The organism is Veillonella sp. oral taxon 158 (genome assembly GCF_018376515.1).
Classification (GTDB): Bacteria; Bacillota; Negativicutes; order Veillonellales; family Veillonellaceae; genus Veillonella; species Veillonella rogosae.
Genome location: NZ_JAHABE010000007.1, coordinates 55104 through 70848 on the forward strand (window position 1 = coordinate 55104; position 15745 = coordinate 70848).

Below are 15745 nucleotides of genomic sequence, written 5' to 3' on the forward strand. Positions count from 1 at the left end.
TAGGGGGCTATATTATCGATAAAATTGATGAGCTTATAAGTGTACCGATGTTTATCGAATTACTACATTTATAAATACCGATATAGTTTGATGCCTTTTTAATAATAACCAAAAATTATTACGATATAATTTTTGGTTTCTCATTAAAAAGAGCAATTACAAAGAAATTGGTTTGATTAAACATACACGTTAAAAGCTAGCTCTTTTGTGTTTTGTGTGATTTCTATCACGAAAAAATCATCTTCAGACACATGAATTTATGAGTAAATAGCATAATATAGTTGTTGACAAAGAATTTTATAAGTAGTCTAATATAAGTATGTCTTAACGATTTATAGAGTGTTTGGCTTGTGTGAGCAGACATCAAAAAAATCGTAAAAAAATAGGTATGAGATAGTTGTTTGATGTATGTATAAATTTACATATGCAGACTATTTCGATTTGGAGGATTAACATGGCTAAAAAATTAAGAATTTGCGAAACCGTTCTTCGTGACGGTCATCAATCTATTTTGGCAACACGCATGCGTTATGAGCAAATGGAACCAGTACTTGGTCTTTTAGACGAAATCGGTTACGAAGCTCTTGAATGTTGGGGCGGCGCTACTTATGATAGCTGTCTTCGTTTCTTGAATGAAGATCCATGGGAACGTCTTCGTAAATTGAAATCCAATTTGAAAAACACTCCATTACAAATGTTACTTCGTGGTCAAAACTTATTGGGCTACAAACACTATTCTGATGATGTAGTAGAAGCATTCTGTAATGCAGCTGTTAAAAACGGCATCGACCGTATTCGTATCTTCGACGCATTGAATGACCCTCGCAACATGGAAGCTGCTATTAAGTACTCCAAAAAAGCTGGTGCACACGTTCAATCCGCTATGGTATACACAATTTCTCCAGTTCACACAACTGAAAGCTTCTTGAAAGTAGCTGAAACTTTAGTAGAAATGGGTACTGATTCCCTTTGTATCAAAGATATGTCCGGTTTGTTAGGACCTGCTGATGCATATGATTTGGTTTCCACATTCAAAAACCGTTTCGGCGAATTGCCAATCGATTTGCACAGCCATTTCACTTGCGGTCTTGCAAGCACTACATACTGGGAAGCTGCTAAAGCCGGCGTAGATATCATCGATACTGCTATCTCCCCATTCGCTCATGCAACTAGCCAACCAGCTACTGAAACTATGATCGAAATGTTCAAAGGTACTGAATATGATCTTGGTCTTGACCTTGATAAATACATTCCATTAGTTGACCACTTCCGTAAAGTAAAACAACAAATCGCTGAAGAATTCAACTTGAAACCAGCTAGCGATGTAATCCCAGCTGTTCGTCGTTACCAAATTCCTGGCGGTATGTTGTCCAATACTCAAAACCAATTGAACGAAATGGGTATGGGCGATCGCTTCTTCGACGTTATGGATGAAATGCCACGCGTTCGTGAAGACTTGGGTTACCCTCCATTGGTAACTCCAACATCCCAAATCGTTGGTACAATGGCTATGATGAACGTTATGATGGGCGACCGTTACAAAATGGTTCCTAACGAAGTTAAAGACCTTGTACGCGGTAAATATGGTGCGTTGCCTGGTAAAATTTCTGACGAAATTCGTCAAACTATCATCGGTGATGAACAACCTATCACTTGCCGTCCAGCAGATCTTATCGAACCTGAATTGGAAGGTTACCGTCAAGATTTAGCTACAAAAGGCTACAATGGTATCACTGACGAAGACGTATTGACTTACGCTATGTTCCCAGAAGTTGCTATTAACTTCTTCGAAGCTAACCGTCGTTAATCCAAACTCTAAAAGAGGATTCTTAGGAATCCTCTTTTTTTTGCGCTCAAAATTATAAAGTGAAGAATTTCAATAGTTGTTTTATATTTTATAATTTAGATTTTTTATAAAAAAGTATAGATGAGATTCTATTAATTGTACTTAATTCTCAAGTTCTTAATATAAGTAAATACTAAGATTTGAAATGATGCAAGGTGCCCGGATACGTGTGGAAATATATACTATGTAAAAAATATTAGATACTAAAAGGGGCGAAGAACCCTTGTATAATCTGTTAATTATAAACTGACGATGAAAGAAATGTGAAAATTATATTGTATTTTTGGCTGTTTTACTTGCTTTAACTGTTAAAAATAGCGTAAACTATAAGAAGTATCTACTATTTATGATATTGAGGTAACCCTGTGAATTTACAAATACGGATTTGGATATCCAATGTTGTGCTCTTTGTTGTACCTATTTTAATAGCAATAATCTTATTTTTGCTATATTTTACAGGTTTGCGCATCTTGGCTAATGCCGGTTACTATTTGCGTATTGAGCAGGAACAACAGTTTAAAAGTGTCAGTCGAATTACTGAAACAATTACCTTTTATGGGTTAGAAAACAATTTAATAGATAGCTTGGTTAAACCTAGCTATAGTCTACTCGATCCAAAGGAGGTATATGTAGAGGTACTAGATCAAGGGAACATGGTGTATAGCTATGGTAATCCACAAATCTATAGTGCATCTGCTATCGTTGGCCTTATCGATGTAAATCCTGAATTACAGGGCATTGTATACCAGTCCAATAATACTTTCGTGTATGAAATGCGAAAATACGATGGGCGTCATGCCTACGTATATCATATTGCTATTAAGCGTGCTACCCATGGTAGTGATAGCTTGATGGAATCTGTATCCTTCTATATTATTGTAGTGGCTATATTGCTCTTTATTGTTACATTCTTTGCAATCAACCGATTTGTTACACGGTTTATCATGATTCACGTTAAGAACATGACGAAATCATTAGAGTTGGCAAATCGTCAGATCGAAATGGAACAAGAGCAGCAAAAAGAATTGCTTGCTGGTATATCCCATGATATACGAACGCCACTAACTGCAATTAAAGCTTATGCAGAAGGTGTTCGGGATGGTATTGCACCAACGGAAGAGCAACAAAAACGATACATGGGTATCATTCTGAAGCGTGCCAATGATTTAGACTCGATGTTAGAGGAGCTATTCCTCATTACTACATTGAACTACAAAAAAGAATCTCGTCCATCTGAACGCATTGAATTAGGTCAGTATGTGCGTGACTTTGTAGAGGATCATATTGCTCCGTATCAATCGAGAGGTCTTGAAATTAAGGCTCGGATAGCTACGGAAACTGCGTTTATCAATGCAAACCCGCAGTTGTTACAACGTGTATTACAAAATGTGTTGAACAATAGTGCTAAATATAAAATGGCTGATCTAGGGCATTGTATTATCGATGTAACTAGTGATGATGATTTTGTATACTGTGTCATCAGTGATGATGGTCCAGGGGTACCACCAGAATCTCTTGAGCGTCTGATGCGCCCGTTCTACCGTGTCGATTCGTCTCGTACGAACCCGCAAGAAGGTAGTGGTCTAGGATTATCGATTATTCGTCGAATTATGGAAATCTTTGAAGGCCGAGTTGTGATTGAAAATGTAAGACCACATGGTCTACGTATTATATTAGAATTTCCTAAACAAGGAGAAGAATCATGAGTGAACATATCTTAATTATTGAAGACGATTTGGATATTGCCAATATTGAACGTGATTATTTAATGGTGGCAGGCTATGATGTAACTATTATGACTAATGGTACAGATGGTATCGAAGCAGCTTTGAATACTCCGGTAGACCTAATCATCCTTGATGTTATGTTGCCAGAAATGGACGGCTTTGAAGTTTGCCGTCAAATTCGTGACAAAGTTCGCGTGCCAATCGTTATGGTAACGGCTCGTCTTGACGATATCGATAAAATCCGTGGTTTAGGCGTAGGTGCAGATGACTATATCGAAAAACCATTCTCTCCATCTGTATTGATTGCAAAAATCAAAGCTATGTTGGCGCAATATAAACGCTTAACAGAGCGCGATGCAATGGAAACTAATGCGATTCAATCTGGTGAGATTCGCCTTGATCCTAAGATGATGAAAGTATGGGTGAACGAAAAAGAAGTTCATCTTAAAAAGAAAGAATTCCAATTATTAGAATTCTTGATGCGTAACCGCGATATTGTATTTAGCAAAGAGGAATTGTACTCTCGCGTATGGGGTCTTGACTCCTATGGTGATTATGCTACGGTAGCGGTACATATCAATCGTTTGCGTGAAGAAATTGAGGATAATCCATCCGATAGTAAGCATATTATTACAGTTTGGGGTGTAGGTTATAAATTTGTTTAATAACCTAAATGAGTATTCACATTATACTCACGTTATTCGTGGCTGTTGATTGAATATGAGTTTGTAGAGAAATTATTATATAGATATAATCAAAGATTTAAAAATTGTTTATATACTTCCTTTGATAGTTTAGATATTCCATGTATACTTATTTAGGTAAGGCTGACTATGATTCTAGATAAGGCATAACTAAACTTCTCTCTCTTAATAAGTTCTCTCTCAAACTTATCTAGATCACATATACTCTCTCTCTCAACAGTCCTTACACTCTCAAACTATATGCATAAAGGGCATTCCTAGCGACGGCTAGTGAATGCCCTTTATGTTTTTATAATAATTGTAATAAATTGTTTTCTTGCATTGTAAAAGAATGAGTACTATAATAGTTTCATCAAAATTGATTTTATAAAATTAATTTTAAGAAGGAGATTTACATGGAATTTTCAAAATATAAGAAAACTGTTATTGCTTGTGCTCTTGCCTTGGGTATTGGTGTGAGCGGTGGATACTATTTCTTTGGTAGTCCTAGTCATACACAGCAAACAACAGTAAGGGAACAAACAAAACAATCTAAACCAATTACTGAAACACGTAATACCTATGTAGTGCAGGCTGTTAAAGAATCTGGTCCAGCGGTAGTTGGTATTACTACACAAGTGTTCCAAAAGGATATCTTTAACCGTACCATCTATGCGGGCGAAGGTGTTGGATCTGGTGTGCTCATAGATAATGAAGGACATATTGTAACGAATAATCACGTTGTAGCGGGCGCTAAAAATGGCGAAGTTACCGTATCGCTATCTGATGGCTCTACTGTAACAGGCACCGTTATTGGTACTGATTCACAAACGGACTTAGCCGTTGTTAAGATTAAACCTCCTAAAGATATTAAGCCAATCAAAATCGGTGACTCCGATTCTGTACAGGTAGGTGAGCCTGCCATCGCTATTGGTAACCCTTTAGGCCTTGAATTTAAAGGCTCTGTTACATCTGGTGTTATCAGTGCTTTAGCACGTACTATTGATGAACAAGGGCAACGGTTCCCGTTGATTCAAACCGATGCAGCCATTAATCCTGGCAATTCCGGTGGTGCCCTCATCAATGCGGATGGTGAATTGATTGGTATTAATAGCTCTAAAATTTCCAAAGAGGGTATTGAAGGTATGGGCTTTGCCATTCCAATTAACTCTGCTATGACTATCGTTGATTCTATTATTAAAAATGGTAAGGTCATTCGCCCGTATATCGGTGTGTGGGCCGTAGATCGTCAAACAGCAGCACGCAATAATGTAAGTTATGAAGGGGAAGGACTTCTTATTGTTCAACTTGATTCAAACGGCCCTGCAGCACAAGCTGGCTTAGTAGAAGGTGATACCATTGCTCAAATTGATGGTAAGGACATCACTACATTACTTGAGTTAAAAGAACAAATCGACGCTAAGAGCCCTGGCGATACAATTTTAGTATCCTATACTCATAACGGAAAAATGAAGAGTACAAAGATTAAATTAGGCCAAGCAGCTTCAAAATAAATAGAAAATCCTCATCTTGAACTGCACCCCAAAAGTTGGACATAATTTTTGGAGGTGCAGTTCATTTTTGGATGAGGTTTTTTTATGATTTTTTCATGATTTTCTCCATTTGGGGGCATTACCATATAAATTTCAAAAATTTTTTTTATTTAATAAACATTGTATTTATCTGCTTTTTTGGCAATTTCTTATGTTGAAAAAATAAAAAAATAAATATTTTTTTACAAGGTACCTTGTATTCCAAGGTACCTTATGTTATTATGTATTTGTCAGTACAAGATAGTGACCGTAAGAGAGCTTTCATATTGGTAGATCTGCACAGCTTAGATGGAGGAATTATGCAAGTTCAATTGAAGAAAGGTGTTATGGATATGCTTGTACTAGCGTTACTAACACAAAATGATCGCTATGGATATGAAATAGTCAGTAAAATCTCCGAATATATAGAACTTTCGGAAGGTACTATTTATCCACTGTTTAACCGATTAAAAAAAGAAAAATATGTGGAAACATATTTGCTAGAATCACAAACAGGGCCATCGCGAAAATATTACAAAATAACCTCAAATGGTACAGTCGCTTATAATCAGATGCGACAAGAATGGGATGGATTTTCTAGCGTTGTTGATATGCTCTTGAAAGGGGTAGATTATAATGAATAAACAAGAATTTTTGAACACATTACGTATTATTTTTAAAAAAGCAAATGTTTTAGATGTAAAAAGTATCATTGATGTATATGAAGAACATTTTGCCGTAGGGTATGAGAAAGGTCTTAATGATGAACAAATCATCAAATCACTAGGTACTCCAAAAGAAATTTATACATCCTATGTAGAGGCAGGTATCATCACTGATGAAATCGGCCGAGAAGGTACTAAAAGAACAGTTAATATGCAAGCAATATATGCACGACTTGAAGAGTATAAAGCTCTTTTGTTACCACAGTTACCAGGGGTGGCTAAAAAGGCATCTCATACATTATTAACAGTAGCTAGTGCTCTCACCTATATTGTCGGGGTACTACTATTTATCGTGACACCAGCAATTTTATTTTTGTTAAGTGGTTCATGGCAACCATTGGCAAATGTTACACCACTCCCTGCTGTGTCGATTGTTACTCTAGCAGGAATTGCAGGATTAGGCTTATTTGGTGGCTTGACATGTATCTATGCTGGTAGTGAGCTTAATAATGTATGTAAGCGTTAATTTAATACATTGCAATATTGGATGGAATGAACTAAGGAGATACTATGAAACGAATTATAATTACAGCAATTTTAGCAGCTATTTGCACAGTAGGTGGCGCAACTTCTTTTGTTATGAATGATCTACCAAGCTATACTGCATGGAAACAAGATAATGCACAACAATTTAAGAAAACGCCAAAATACGATGGCATAGACCAACAAAAGGATAAATACTATGATAACGATAAAGATTATAAGAAGGTAAATGATCATAAGGATGATAAGGATCATAAAGATTATAAGAATAAAAAAGATAAAAAAGATAAAAAAGATAAAAAGGATTATAAAGACCATAGAGACTATGATCATGAAATGAATCATATGCCTATGCCTAATACAACAACTCAGTCACAAGGTCAAATGGCTACAACAGGTTTTGCAGCAGTATCAGAACAACCAGCTCAACAAGGTGCACAACCTACTAATGGAGCAATTCAAGCAACTAATATACAATCAAGTGCTGTTCAAACAGGGCAATAAATTACTCTTATTGTAATAGAAAACTAATTATTTTTTTAGTAAGGTACCTTGCAATTCGAGGTACCTTGTGGTATTATGTATATGTCAGTACATGATAGTGACCGTAAAAGATTTTGATTGACAAGAATTGGGGGTTCACTAGAACAAGCCTGATAGTGTCAAAAGGAGGAACTATGCAAGTTCAACTAAAAAAAGGTGTTATGGACATGCTTGTACTAGCATTATTAACACAAAGCGATCGCTATGGATATGAAATTGTTAGCACTATTTCAGAGTATATTGAAATTTCAGAAGGAACTATATATCCATTATTTAATAGATTGAAAAAAGAAAAGTATGTTGAAACGTATTTAAAAGAGTCCTCATCGGGACCATCTCGAAAATACTATCATATTACAGATGATGGGCGTGCAGCGTACAATAAGATGCGCCAAGAATGGGATGAATTTTCTGGTGTTATCAATATCCTATTGAAAGGAGTCGACTATAATGAACAAAAATAGTTTTTTAGAAGCACTGCGTAATATTTTCAAAAAAGCACGCGTAGCTGATGTAGAGAGTATTATTGAGGTGTATGAAGAGCACTTTGCAGTAGGATATGAAAGAGGTCTTTCAGATAGTGAAATTATTAAATCATTAGGGACCCCAGAGGAAATCTATGCATCTTATGTAGATGCAGGTATCATTACAGAGACTTTGACTCAAGATGGTAGTAAAAGTAAATCTGTTAATATGGAAGCTATCTACGCTAGATTTGAAGATTACAAAGAGCGCTTGTTACCTCAGTTACCAGGCATGGCAAAAAAAGCATCCAAAACATTACTATCTATTGGTAGTGCGTTGTCATATATTGTAGGTGTTTTAACATTTATTATTACACCGGCTATCCTTTATTTATTAGGTAGCTCTTGGCAACCATTTGAAAATGTTACAGCGTTCCCAGTTTTATCTACTGTTACTTTAGTTTTACTTGGTGGGGTAGGTCTTTTCGGTGGACTTGTATGTATCTTTGTTGGCATAGAACTTCGCGGTGTCCGTGAACGTTACTTTCAAAATATAGATTAAGGAGGACCTATGAGACGAATTATAATTGCTGCCATTTTAACAGTAATCTGTGTGGTTGGGGCTGGTACATCTTTTGCAGTTAATGATATGCCTAATTTTGGTGAATGGATGAAAACCAATGAACAACAGTTTAGAAAACCACATAGACATAATGGTTCTAATATGCATATGGACCAACATATGATGGATGGAAATAATCAAATGATGCGTCAAGGTGGTATGGGGCCAAATAATGGTCAACATATGTACCAAAATTGTCAAAACCAAATGATGCCACAAGGTCAAAATGGACAGGTAGTACCACAAGGTCAAATGCCTCCACAAGGTCAACCACCTCAACAGCCTAGTGGTAATGCTCCACAACAAACACCTAATGGTGGGGCGCAAGCTCAATAAGAGGTATAAAACTAATAATAGTTTTATGGGAATCTTTTTCTAAACACTAAATAGAGACGTGGTCATGAAAGTGCATTCATGGCCACCGTAGAGCCATACACTCTATGTGATACATTCGTATCAGAATCTCTCTCTTACACACAATAACTACACACAAACAAAAAGAGCTCCTCAGTGAAGGAGCTCTTTTTGTGTATATTTTATTTGATATGTTTAGAACCGCGTTCTGTCATAGCTACGCCATCTTTACAAAGAGGGCATTCGTCCTGTTTATACGTAGGAACTTCAAGGTTAAGCAAGGCTTGTACTTTTTCTTGAGGTACACCAAATTCTGCTTTGCCACCGGAACGGTTAACAAGTAGGCCTACACCTACGATTTCGCCGCCAGATTGGTTAACTACGTTAACTACTTCTTGTACGGAACCACCAGTTGTTACGATGTCTTCAACGATGAGTACGCGTGTACCAGGTTCAATTTTGAAACCGCGACGCAATGTCATAACGCCTTTTTCGCGTTCTGTAAAGATGGCACGTGTGCCAAGTGCTTTACCAACTTCGTGAGCTAGTAAGATGCCACCAGTCATAGGGCCAATAACAAGCTCAACGTTTTGATCACGGAAGCGTTCAGCTAATTCTTTACAAAGTGCTTCTGTATATTTGGGATGTTGCAATACGTTGAATTTTTCAACGTACATTGGGCTGTGGAGACCAGATGTCAAAAGGAAGTGACCTTCTAAAATAGCTTGAGTGTCGATCAGTAATTGTTTTACTTCTTGTTCTGTCATCATTTGGATACCTTCTCCATTTCTTCAATAATTAAACGAACTGCTTCACGAGGATTTTCAGCTTGTGTAATAGGGCGGCCGATAACGAGGCGAGATGCGCCATCTTGTAATGCGCTAGCAGGTGTAGCAATACGTTTTTGGTCGTCTGTTGTTGCAAAGGAAGGACGAATACCAGGTGTTACGATGAGGAAATCATCGCCACATGCTTCGCGAATCATTTTAGCTTCTAAGGCGGAGCATACAACACCATCCATCCCGCAATCTTTAGCGAGCTTAGCAAGGCGAATTACTTGATCGGAAATAGGTAGTTGGCCACCGATAGCAGTCCAAGATTCATCGTCGAAACTAGTTAGAGCAGTGATAGCCAATAATTTTGGTCGCTCAACGCCTAGTGTTTCACCGCTTTCACGAGCTGCCTCTACAGCGGCTTTCATCATGACAGGGCCACCTTGACCGTGCAAAGTGATTAAACTAGCGCCGAGACGTGTTAAGGAAGAAACTCCATGGGCTACGGTGTTTGGAATGTCGTGCAATTTCAAATCAAGAAATATTTGTTTGTTTTGCTCTTGTAAAAAGCGAATTGTTTTTGCTCCTTCGGCGTAGAATAGCTCCATTCCGACCTTGTAAAAGCTAACCGAATCACCGAGGGATAATACGATTTCTTTCACAGCATCCATCGTGGATACGTCAAGGGCAACGATTAATCTGTCATCTGCCATGTTGCAACCTCCATACTACATATATATCTAAATAATTTTCACATACTGAGGGCCTATCTGTCAATTAAAATTGATATGAAAGAGGTGATTATTGGTCACCTTTAAGCGGTAGATTATAGTCTATTTCATGCTATAATAAGGAGAGTAAATGAATATAATTCTTATATATAGATTTTGAAAGGAGTCCTATGTTAGATTTTGTTGCATTAGACTTTGAAACAGCAAATAAATTTAAAAATAGTGCGTGCTCCTTGGCGGTTATTACCGTAAAGGATGGACAAATTACCAAAAAGGCCTATAGCCTCATCAAACCTCCGTTTATGAGCTTTGATGATGAGTGTATTGAAATTCATGGCATTCAGCCAAAGGATGTTCTCCATGAAAAGACCTTTGATCAATTGTGGAATGCCATTTATGAAAACCATTTAAAAGGGAATATCATGGTGGCTCACAATGCGAAATTTGATATGAACGTATTGCGTGCTACGTTAGATTATTATAAAATCCCTTGGCCAGAACTCGATTATGCATGTACAGTGAAACTTTCACGTGCAGTATGGCCAGATTTAGTCAATCATAAGTTGAATACTATGGCAGCCTATATGGGTGTTGAATTTAAACATCACTATGCGCTAGATGATGCGGAGACATGTGCAAAGATTGTGTTGGAGGCTGCTAAGGTAAAAGGTGTTAACAGTTTGCCAGATTTGCTGAAGGTTACAGGTGTACCATTAGAACCATTTATTGATGAAAAAAATCGCTCTGCTCAAGAGGCTTTGCATAAAGAGCCAGAACCAGAGCAAATGTCGTTCTTTTAGTTAGGAGAGGTACTATGTTAGGTAAAGAATTATTGGCTTATGTGGATCATACATTATTGCGGCCAACCGCTACATGGGATGATATTAAAGAAGTTTGTGATGCTGGTGTAGCATATAAAACGGCATCCGTTTGTATTCCACCAGATTTTGTGGCATCCGCTCATGAAGCGTATCCGAAACTTAACATATGTACCGTTATCGGGTTCCCTTTAGGATATGAAACGACAGAGGTGAAGGTAGCGGAAACGAAACAAGCTATTGAAGAAGGGGCCTCTGAAATCGATATGGTAATAAACCTTGGCGATGTAAAGCAAGGCGATTTTGAGGCTGTAACGAATGAAATCGGGGCCCTTAAAGAGGCTTGTGGCGATAAAATCTTAAAGGTTATTATCGAAACTTGTTATCTTACCGATTCTGAAAAGGTGGCCCTCTGTAAATGTATCACTAATGGTGGGGCAGACTACATTAAAACTTCTACTGGTTTTGGTAGCGGTGGCGCTAGCCTTGAAGACATTCGTCTGTTCAAGAAACATATCGGTCCTAATGTACAAATTAAGGCCGCTGGCGGCATTCGATCCATTACAGATATGAAAGCTTATATTGCAGAAGGTTGCAGCCGTATTGGCGCCAGTGCAGCCGTAGAACTATTAAAAGATCATTTAGACGAAGAAGTATAATAGAAAACCACCTAGGCAATGCTTAGGTGGTTTCTTAGAATGGCGGTGTAACTATGCGCATGTATGACATTATTCTGAAGAAAAGAGCTAATGTACCCTTAACAGATGAAGAAATCCGTTTTGTCATCGATGGCTATGTCAAAGGAGATATTCCTGATTATCAAGTGAGTGCACTATTGATGACTATTGTGTTTAATGGGATGAGTGCTCGAGAGCTTGGAACCTTGACTTTAGCTATGGCTCAATCTGGTCATATGGTAGATCTATCTAGTATTGATGGCATAACTGTAGATAAACATAGCACAGGCGGCGTAGGGGATAAGACGACGCTCATCATTGGTCCCCTTGTAGCCGCTTGTGGCGGTAAGGTGGCCAAAATGTCTGGTCGTGGGTTAGGGCATACGGGCGGTACTATCGACAAGATGGAGTCCATTCCCAACTTAAAAGTATCTTTAGAACAAGATGATTTCATCAATCAAGTTAATAGAATTGGCCTTGCCGTTATCGGTCAATCTGAAGGACTCGCTCCAGCGGATAAAAAATTATATGCCTTGCGGGATGTAACTGGTACCGTCGATAGTATTCCACTCATTGCGTCATCCGTAATGAGTAAAAAGTTAGCCTCTGGTGCACAGGCAATCCTCCTTGATGTTAAGGTAGGTAGTGGTGCATTTATGAAGACATTAGATGATGCTCGTGCATTAGCTAAAGCCATGGTGGATATTGGCAACGAAAATGGCCGCTCCATAAAGGCGGTGTTGACCGATATGGATCGACCTCTTGGTCATGCCATCGGCAATGCCTTGGAAATTCGAGAGGTTATCGATACCTTGAAAGGTCATGGACCACAGGATTTAACGCATGAATGTCTTATTATGGCAGCACATATGCTCGTACTGAGCCATATATGCGATTATGAAACGGCTCTTAGTCGAGTACAAGATGCACTCGACTCAGGTGAAGCCCTTGAACGCTTACGTCTCATGATTGAGGCGCAAGGCGGGAATATTCACGTTATTAATGATGAAAGCTTGTTAGCCATTGGAAAATTCACCTATGATGTAACAGCCCCTCAAGATGGGTATATTACACATATGAATACTGAGCAATGCGGCATTGCATCAGTTATGCTTGGCGCAGGTCGCACTGTAAAAGATGGTCCTATCGATTATAGTGCAGGCATTGTGATGCATAAGAAAACAGGCGATTCTGTAATATGCGGAGAAAGTATTGCTACCTTGTATGCTTCTGATGAAAGTTTGATTCCTAATGCTGCTAAAACATATGTAGAGGCTATTACATTTGGTACAACGGCACCAACTTTAGTAGACACTATACTAGATATCGTGGAATAAGGAGCGGATTATGATAGAACAACATATTCAAAAGCTCATCGATCGCGCTACTGTAGCCCGAGAGAAGGCCTATAGTCCCTATTCCCATTTCGGTGTAGGTGCAGCCCTTCTCTGTGAAGGTGGTGCTATCTATGAAGGTTGCAATATAGAAAATGCCTCCTATGGCCTTACTAACTGCGCTGAACGTACTGCCATTTTTAAGGCTGTATCGGAAGGTCATACAAAATTTAAAGCAATTGCGGTAGTAGCTGATACAGAAGGGCCTTGTTCGCCATGTGGTGCATGTCGTCAGGTAATATCTGAATTTGAAATACCTTATATCATTATGGCAAATCTAAAAGGAGATTATACATTAGTTGAATTAGATGAACTATTACCTTTTAGATTTGGCGCACATTGCATGTAGTTACAAGTTAAGACAATAAAAAAGAGACCACTTATGCGGTCTCTTTTGTTGTATACATTAGAAAGCAGGAATAACTGCACCTTTGTATTTTTCTTCGATGAATTTTTTGATTTCAGGGGTATGAAGTGCTTCCATCAATTTTTTGATCTTAGGATCGCTTTCATTGCCTTTAAGTACAGTTACGATATTTACGTAAGGGGAATCCTTAGATTCGATAGCTAAAGCGTCTTTACTAGGGTTAAGATCTGCATTTAATGCATAGTTTGTATTAATAGCTGCTAAAGCTACATCGTCAAGAGAACGAGGTACTTGAGCTGCTTCTAATTCTACGAATTGGTAGTCGTTAGGATTAGAAGTGATATCTTGAACTGTAGACAAGATGTTGCTAGAGTCTTTCAAAGTGATAAGACCTTGTTTTTGTAATAATAACAATGCACGACCGCCGTTTGTAGGGTCATTAGGGATAGCGATTTTAGCGCCTTTAGGAAGATCTTTCAAATCTTTGATTTGACGGGAATATAAGCCCATTGGCTCGAGGTGAACGCCACCAGCAGATACTAAGTTTAGTTTATGAGATTTTGCGAATTCATCCATGTAAGGTACATGTTGGAAGAAGTTAGCATCGATTTCTTTGTCGCCTAAAGCAAGGTTTGGTGTATTGTAATCAGTGAATTCAGTGATTTTCAATTCAATACCCTCTTTTGCTAAGATAGGTTTAACTTGTTCCAAGATTTCTGCGTGAGGTACTGCAGTAGCACCGATTTTAATAACTTGTTTGCTGTCGCTAGCAGCTTGTTTGTTGTTGTTGTCGTTACCGCAACCTGCGATCAATAAAGCACCGCCGAGGATTACAGTAGCCGCTAATGCTAAAAATTTTCTCATTAGACACACTCCTTTTACAATCATTGCATATAAAATATTAAATCTATAGTACTAAATTATTCCCTATCTATCAAGAAGGATTTAGTATAGGTTCTCCATAACTAAAAGCTATGGAGGGTTATTTCCCTATGATGAGTCCGATGGACCACATGAGTTGGTAAATCATAGCGGCCCCAGCTGTGGTACCCATAGCTTTGTCTAGTTGGAACTCATCCGTTTTAGTACTTAAGGTATGTACTGTTTTGAAAGCTAGTGGTATAGCGAGAAAGGCTAATAAAGAAAACCATGTCATATGTCCTACGATGATCCACGCCACAATCCAAATAAAATTAAAGATGTACATAATGCTCATCAAGCTGAGAGCTCGTTCACGACCAAGTACGATAGGTAATGTACGACGACCGTGGCTTTCATCATTGCGGATATCTCGAATATTATTGGTAAGCATAATGGAGCCAACTAGCAATGTAGATGGAATAGCAGGAATTAATAGTGCTAGAGACAGTTCACGAGTCCATGCATATCCCGTAATGAGTACGATGGCAAGGCCCATGGCAATGCCAGAAGAGATTTCCCCGAAGGGCGTACGAGAAATTGGTTTTGGACCGCCGGAGTAGAGGAAACTGATGAGAATACATACGAAGCCGGCTGGAACGTAATACCATGTGATAGTAGCGGATAAATAAGCGCCAATGATGATTGGCACCACCATGAGTACTTTGATCATTGTTACGATGAGCTCTGGTGTTATGGCACCACGAGTAATGGAGCCGGCGTTACCGACCTTTTGCCCCGCATCGAGACCGGATTTGAAGTCTTTATATTCGTTCCATAAATTTGCTACAATTTGAGCCGTTACAACAGCTAAGAAAATAAGTATTGTATGGAAAATAGCGAGGCCGGTGCCACGAGCTGCACCAAATGCATAATAACTAAATGAAGCACCTAAAATGGTAGGCCCCAATGCGGCTGCTAATGTGCGCGGTCTTGTGAGCGGAATTAGTTCTTGTATCATAATTAAAGCACACCTAGTGTGCACTCCTTTCTATTTCTCATGCATGTATCATGTTCACATGTCTATTTATGTATTGTATAGCAGAAAGGAAAGGTTGTAAATTATACTATAAATTATAAATGTCGAT

Annotated in this window: 18 protein-coding genes; 14 read left to right on the forward strand and 4 right to left on the reverse strand. The window is 38.3% G+C overall.

The window, feature by feature from the left end; translation table 11 throughout:
• The first annotated feature begins 454 nt into the window (after window positions 1–454).
• The 10 genes from KH364_RS05720 (at window position 455) to KH364_RS05765 (ending at window position 8961) form a co-directional block, all read left to right on the forward strand.
• Window positions 455–1807, forward strand: a complete 1353-nt coding sequence (locus tag KH364_RS05720; protein ID WP_273298929.1) for a pyruvate carboxylase subunit B — start codon at window positions 455–457, stop codon at window positions 1805–1807.
• Window positions 1808–2211: 404 nt separating this feature from the next.
• Window positions 2212–3552 carry a HAMP domain-containing sensor histidine kinase gene (locus tag KH364_RS05725; RefSeq protein WP_273298930.1) on the forward strand — a complete coding sequence of 447 codons (1341 nt, stop codon included), beginning with the start codon at window positions 2212–2214 and terminating at the stop codon, window positions 3550–3552.
• Window positions 3549–4238: a response regulator transcription factor gene (locus KH364_RS05730; RefSeq protein WP_004693664.1), complete on the forward strand. Its 690-nt coding sequence runs from the start codon at window positions 3549–3551 to the stop codon at window positions 4236–4238. The genes KH364_RS05725 and KH364_RS05730 overlap by 4 nt, the downstream gene beginning before the upstream one ends.
• A 434-nt stretch (window positions 4239–4672) precedes the next feature.
• Entirely contained in the window at window positions 4673–5770 is a 1098-nt protein-coding gene (locus KH364_RS05735) for a trypsin-like peptidase domain-containing protein (RefSeq protein ID WP_273298931.1), read from the forward strand.
• Between the two features lie 338 nt (window positions 5771–6108).
• Window positions 6109–6432, forward strand: a complete 324-nt coding sequence (locus KH364_RS05740) for a PadR family transcriptional regulator (protein ID WP_009351870.1) — start codon at window positions 6109–6111, stop codon at window positions 6430–6432.
• The gene (locus KH364_RS05745) at window positions 6425–6979 is read left to right on the forward strand and encodes a DUF1700 domain-containing protein (RefSeq protein ID WP_009351860.1); all 555 of its coding nucleotides are present in this window, start codon (window positions 6425–6427) and stop codon (window positions 6977–6979) included. The genes KH364_RS05740 and KH364_RS05745 overlap by 8 nt, the downstream gene beginning before the upstream one ends.
• Window positions 6980–7023: 44 nt before the next feature.
• Complete coding sequence (locus KH364_RS05750; RefSeq protein ID WP_009352178.1) at window positions 7024–7500, forward strand: hypothetical protein; 477 nt, start codon at window positions 7024–7026, stop codon at window positions 7498–7500.
• A gap of 173 nt (window positions 7501–7673) precedes the next feature.
• Window positions 7674–8003 carry a PadR family transcriptional regulator gene (locus KH364_RS05755; RefSeq protein WP_009352047.1) on the forward strand — a complete coding sequence of 110 codons (330 nt, stop codon included), beginning with the start codon at window positions 7674–7676 and terminating at the stop codon, window positions 8001–8003.
• The gene (locus KH364_RS05760; RefSeq protein WP_009351930.1) at window positions 7990–8565 is read left to right on the forward strand and encodes a DUF1700 domain-containing protein; all 576 of its coding nucleotides are present in this window, start codon (window positions 7990–7992) and stop codon (window positions 8563–8565) included. Before KH364_RS05755 ends, KH364_RS05760 begins: the two co-directional genes overlap by 14 nt.
• A gap of 9 nt (window positions 8566–8574) precedes the next feature.
• The gene (locus KH364_RS05765; RefSeq protein ID WP_273298932.1) at window positions 8575–8961 is read left to right on the forward strand and encodes a transcriptional regulator; all 387 of its coding nucleotides are present in this window, start codon (window positions 8575–8577) and stop codon (window positions 8959–8961) included.
• A 200-nt stretch (window positions 8962–9161) separates the two neighbouring features.
• Here the strand turns inward: KH364_RS05765 and pyrE are convergent, their stop codons facing one another.
• A complete protein-coding gene (gene pyrE, locus KH364_RS05770; RefSeq protein ID WP_273298933.1) occupies window positions 9162–9749 on the reverse strand; it encodes an orotate phosphoribosyltransferase in 588 nt (195 codons plus the stop codon).
• Window positions 9746–10465: an orotidine-5'-phosphate decarboxylase gene (gene pyrF / locus KH364_RS05775; protein WP_273298934.1), complete on the reverse strand. Its 720-nt coding sequence runs from the start codon at window positions 10463–10465 to the stop codon at window positions 9746–9748. Before pyrF ends, pyrE begins: the two co-directional genes overlap by 4 nt.
• Before the next feature lie 188 nt (window positions 10466–10653).
• Here pyrF and KH364_RS05780 point away from each other — a divergent pair, with 188 nt between their 5' ends.
• The 4 genes from KH364_RS05780 to KH364_RS05795 are packed head-to-tail and all read left to right on the forward strand — an operon-like array spanning window position 10654 to window position 13721.
• On the forward strand, window positions 10654–11283 hold the full coding sequence (locus tag KH364_RS05780; protein ID WP_009351980.1) for a 3'-5' exonuclease: 630 nt from the start codon (window positions 10654–10656) through the stop codon (window positions 11281–11283).
• 14 nt (window positions 11284–11297) lie between these two features.
• Entirely contained in the window at window positions 11298–11960 is a 663-nt protein-coding gene (gene deoC / locus KH364_RS05785) for a deoxyribose-phosphate aldolase (protein ID WP_009351912.1), read from the forward strand.
• A gap of 53 nt (window positions 11961–12013) precedes the next feature.
• Entirely contained in the window at window positions 12014–13315 is a 1302-nt protein-coding gene (locus tag KH364_RS05790; protein ID WP_273298935.1) for a pyrimidine-nucleoside phosphorylase, read from the forward strand.
• A 10-nt stretch (window positions 13316–13325) separates the two neighbouring features.
• Window positions 13326–13721: a cytidine deaminase gene (locus KH364_RS05795; RefSeq protein WP_273298936.1), complete on the forward strand. Its 396-nt coding sequence runs from the start codon at window positions 13326–13328 to the stop codon at window positions 13719–13721.
• Between the two features lie 57 nt (window positions 13722–13778).
• Here the strand turns inward: KH364_RS05795 and KH364_RS05800 are convergent, their stop codons facing one another.
• Window positions 13779–14603 (reverse strand): MetQ/NlpA family ABC transporter substrate-binding protein, encoded by an 825-nt coding sequence (locus tag KH364_RS05800; protein ID WP_273298937.1) that lies wholly within the window; start codon window positions 14601–14603, stop codon window positions 13779–13781.
• A 118-nt stretch (window positions 14604–14721) separates the two neighbouring features.
• Window positions 14722–15618 carry a 1,4-dihydroxy-2-naphthoate octaprenyltransferase gene (gene menA / locus KH364_RS05805; protein ID WP_009352196.1) on the reverse strand — a complete coding sequence of 299 codons (897 nt, stop codon included), beginning with the start codon at window positions 15616–15618 and terminating at the stop codon, window positions 14722–14724.
• Between the last annotated feature and the right edge of the window lie 127 nt (window positions 15619–15745).

Coding starts and splice junctions, on each gene's coding strand:
- KH364_RS05780 (WP_009351980.1), top strand. CDS start 10,654: ATGTTAGATTTTGTTGCATTAGACTTTGAAACAGCAAATAAATTTAAA.
- deoC (WP_009351912.1), top strand. CDS start 11,298: ATGTTAGGTAAAGAATTATTGGCTTATGTGGATCATACATTATTGCGG.
- pyrE (WP_273298933.1), bottom strand. CDS start 9,749: ATGATGACAGAACAAGAAGTAAAACAATTACTGATCGACACTCAAGCT.
- KH364_RS05795 (WP_273298936.1), top strand. CDS start 13,326: ATGATAGAACAACATATTCAAAAGCTCATCGATCGCGCTACTGTAGCC.
- KH364_RS05765 (WP_273298932.1), top strand. CDS start 8,575: ATGAGACGAATTATAATTGCTGCCATTTTAACAGTAATCTGTGTGGTT.
- KH364_RS05735 (WP_273298931.1), top strand. CDS start 4,673: ATGGAATTTTCAAAATATAAGAAAACTGTTATTGCTTGTGCTCTTGCC.
- KH364_RS05790 (WP_273298935.1), top strand. CDS start 12,014: ATGCGCATGTATGACATTATTCTGAAGAAAAGAGCTAATGTACCCTTA.
- KH364_RS05745 (WP_009351860.1), top strand. CDS start 6,425: ATGAATAAACAAGAATTTTTGAACACATTACGTATTATTTTTAAAAAA.
- KH364_RS05800 (WP_273298937.1), bottom strand. CDS start 14,603: ATGAGAAAATTTTTAGCATTAGCGGCTACTGTAATCCTCGGCGGTGCT.
- KH364_RS05755 (WP_009352047.1), top strand. CDS start 7,674: ATGCAAGTTCAACTAAAAAAAGGTGTTATGGACATGCTTGTACTAGCA.
- KH364_RS05730 (WP_004693664.1), top strand. CDS start 3,549: ATGAGTGAACATATCTTAATTATTGAAGACGATTTGGATATTGCCAAT.
- KH364_RS05720 (WP_273298929.1), top strand. CDS start 455: ATGGCTAAAAAATTAAGAATTTGCGAAACCGTTCTTCGTGACGGTCAT.
- pyrF (WP_273298934.1), bottom strand. CDS start 10,465: ATGGCAGATGACAGATTAATCGTTGCCCTTGACGTATCCACGATGGAT.
- KH364_RS05740 (WP_009351870.1), top strand. CDS start 6,109: ATGCAAGTTCAATTGAAGAAAGGTGTTATGGATATGCTTGTACTAGCG.
- menA (WP_009352196.1), bottom strand. CDS start 15,618: ATGATACAAGAACTAATTCCGCTCACAAGACCGCGCACATTAGCAGCC.
- KH364_RS05760 (WP_009351930.1), top strand. CDS start 7,990: ATGAACAAAAATAGTTTTTTAGAAGCACTGCGTAATATTTTCAAAAAA.
- KH364_RS05750 (WP_009352178.1), top strand. CDS start 7,024: ATGAAACGAATTATAATTACAGCAATTTTAGCAGCTATTTGCACAGTA.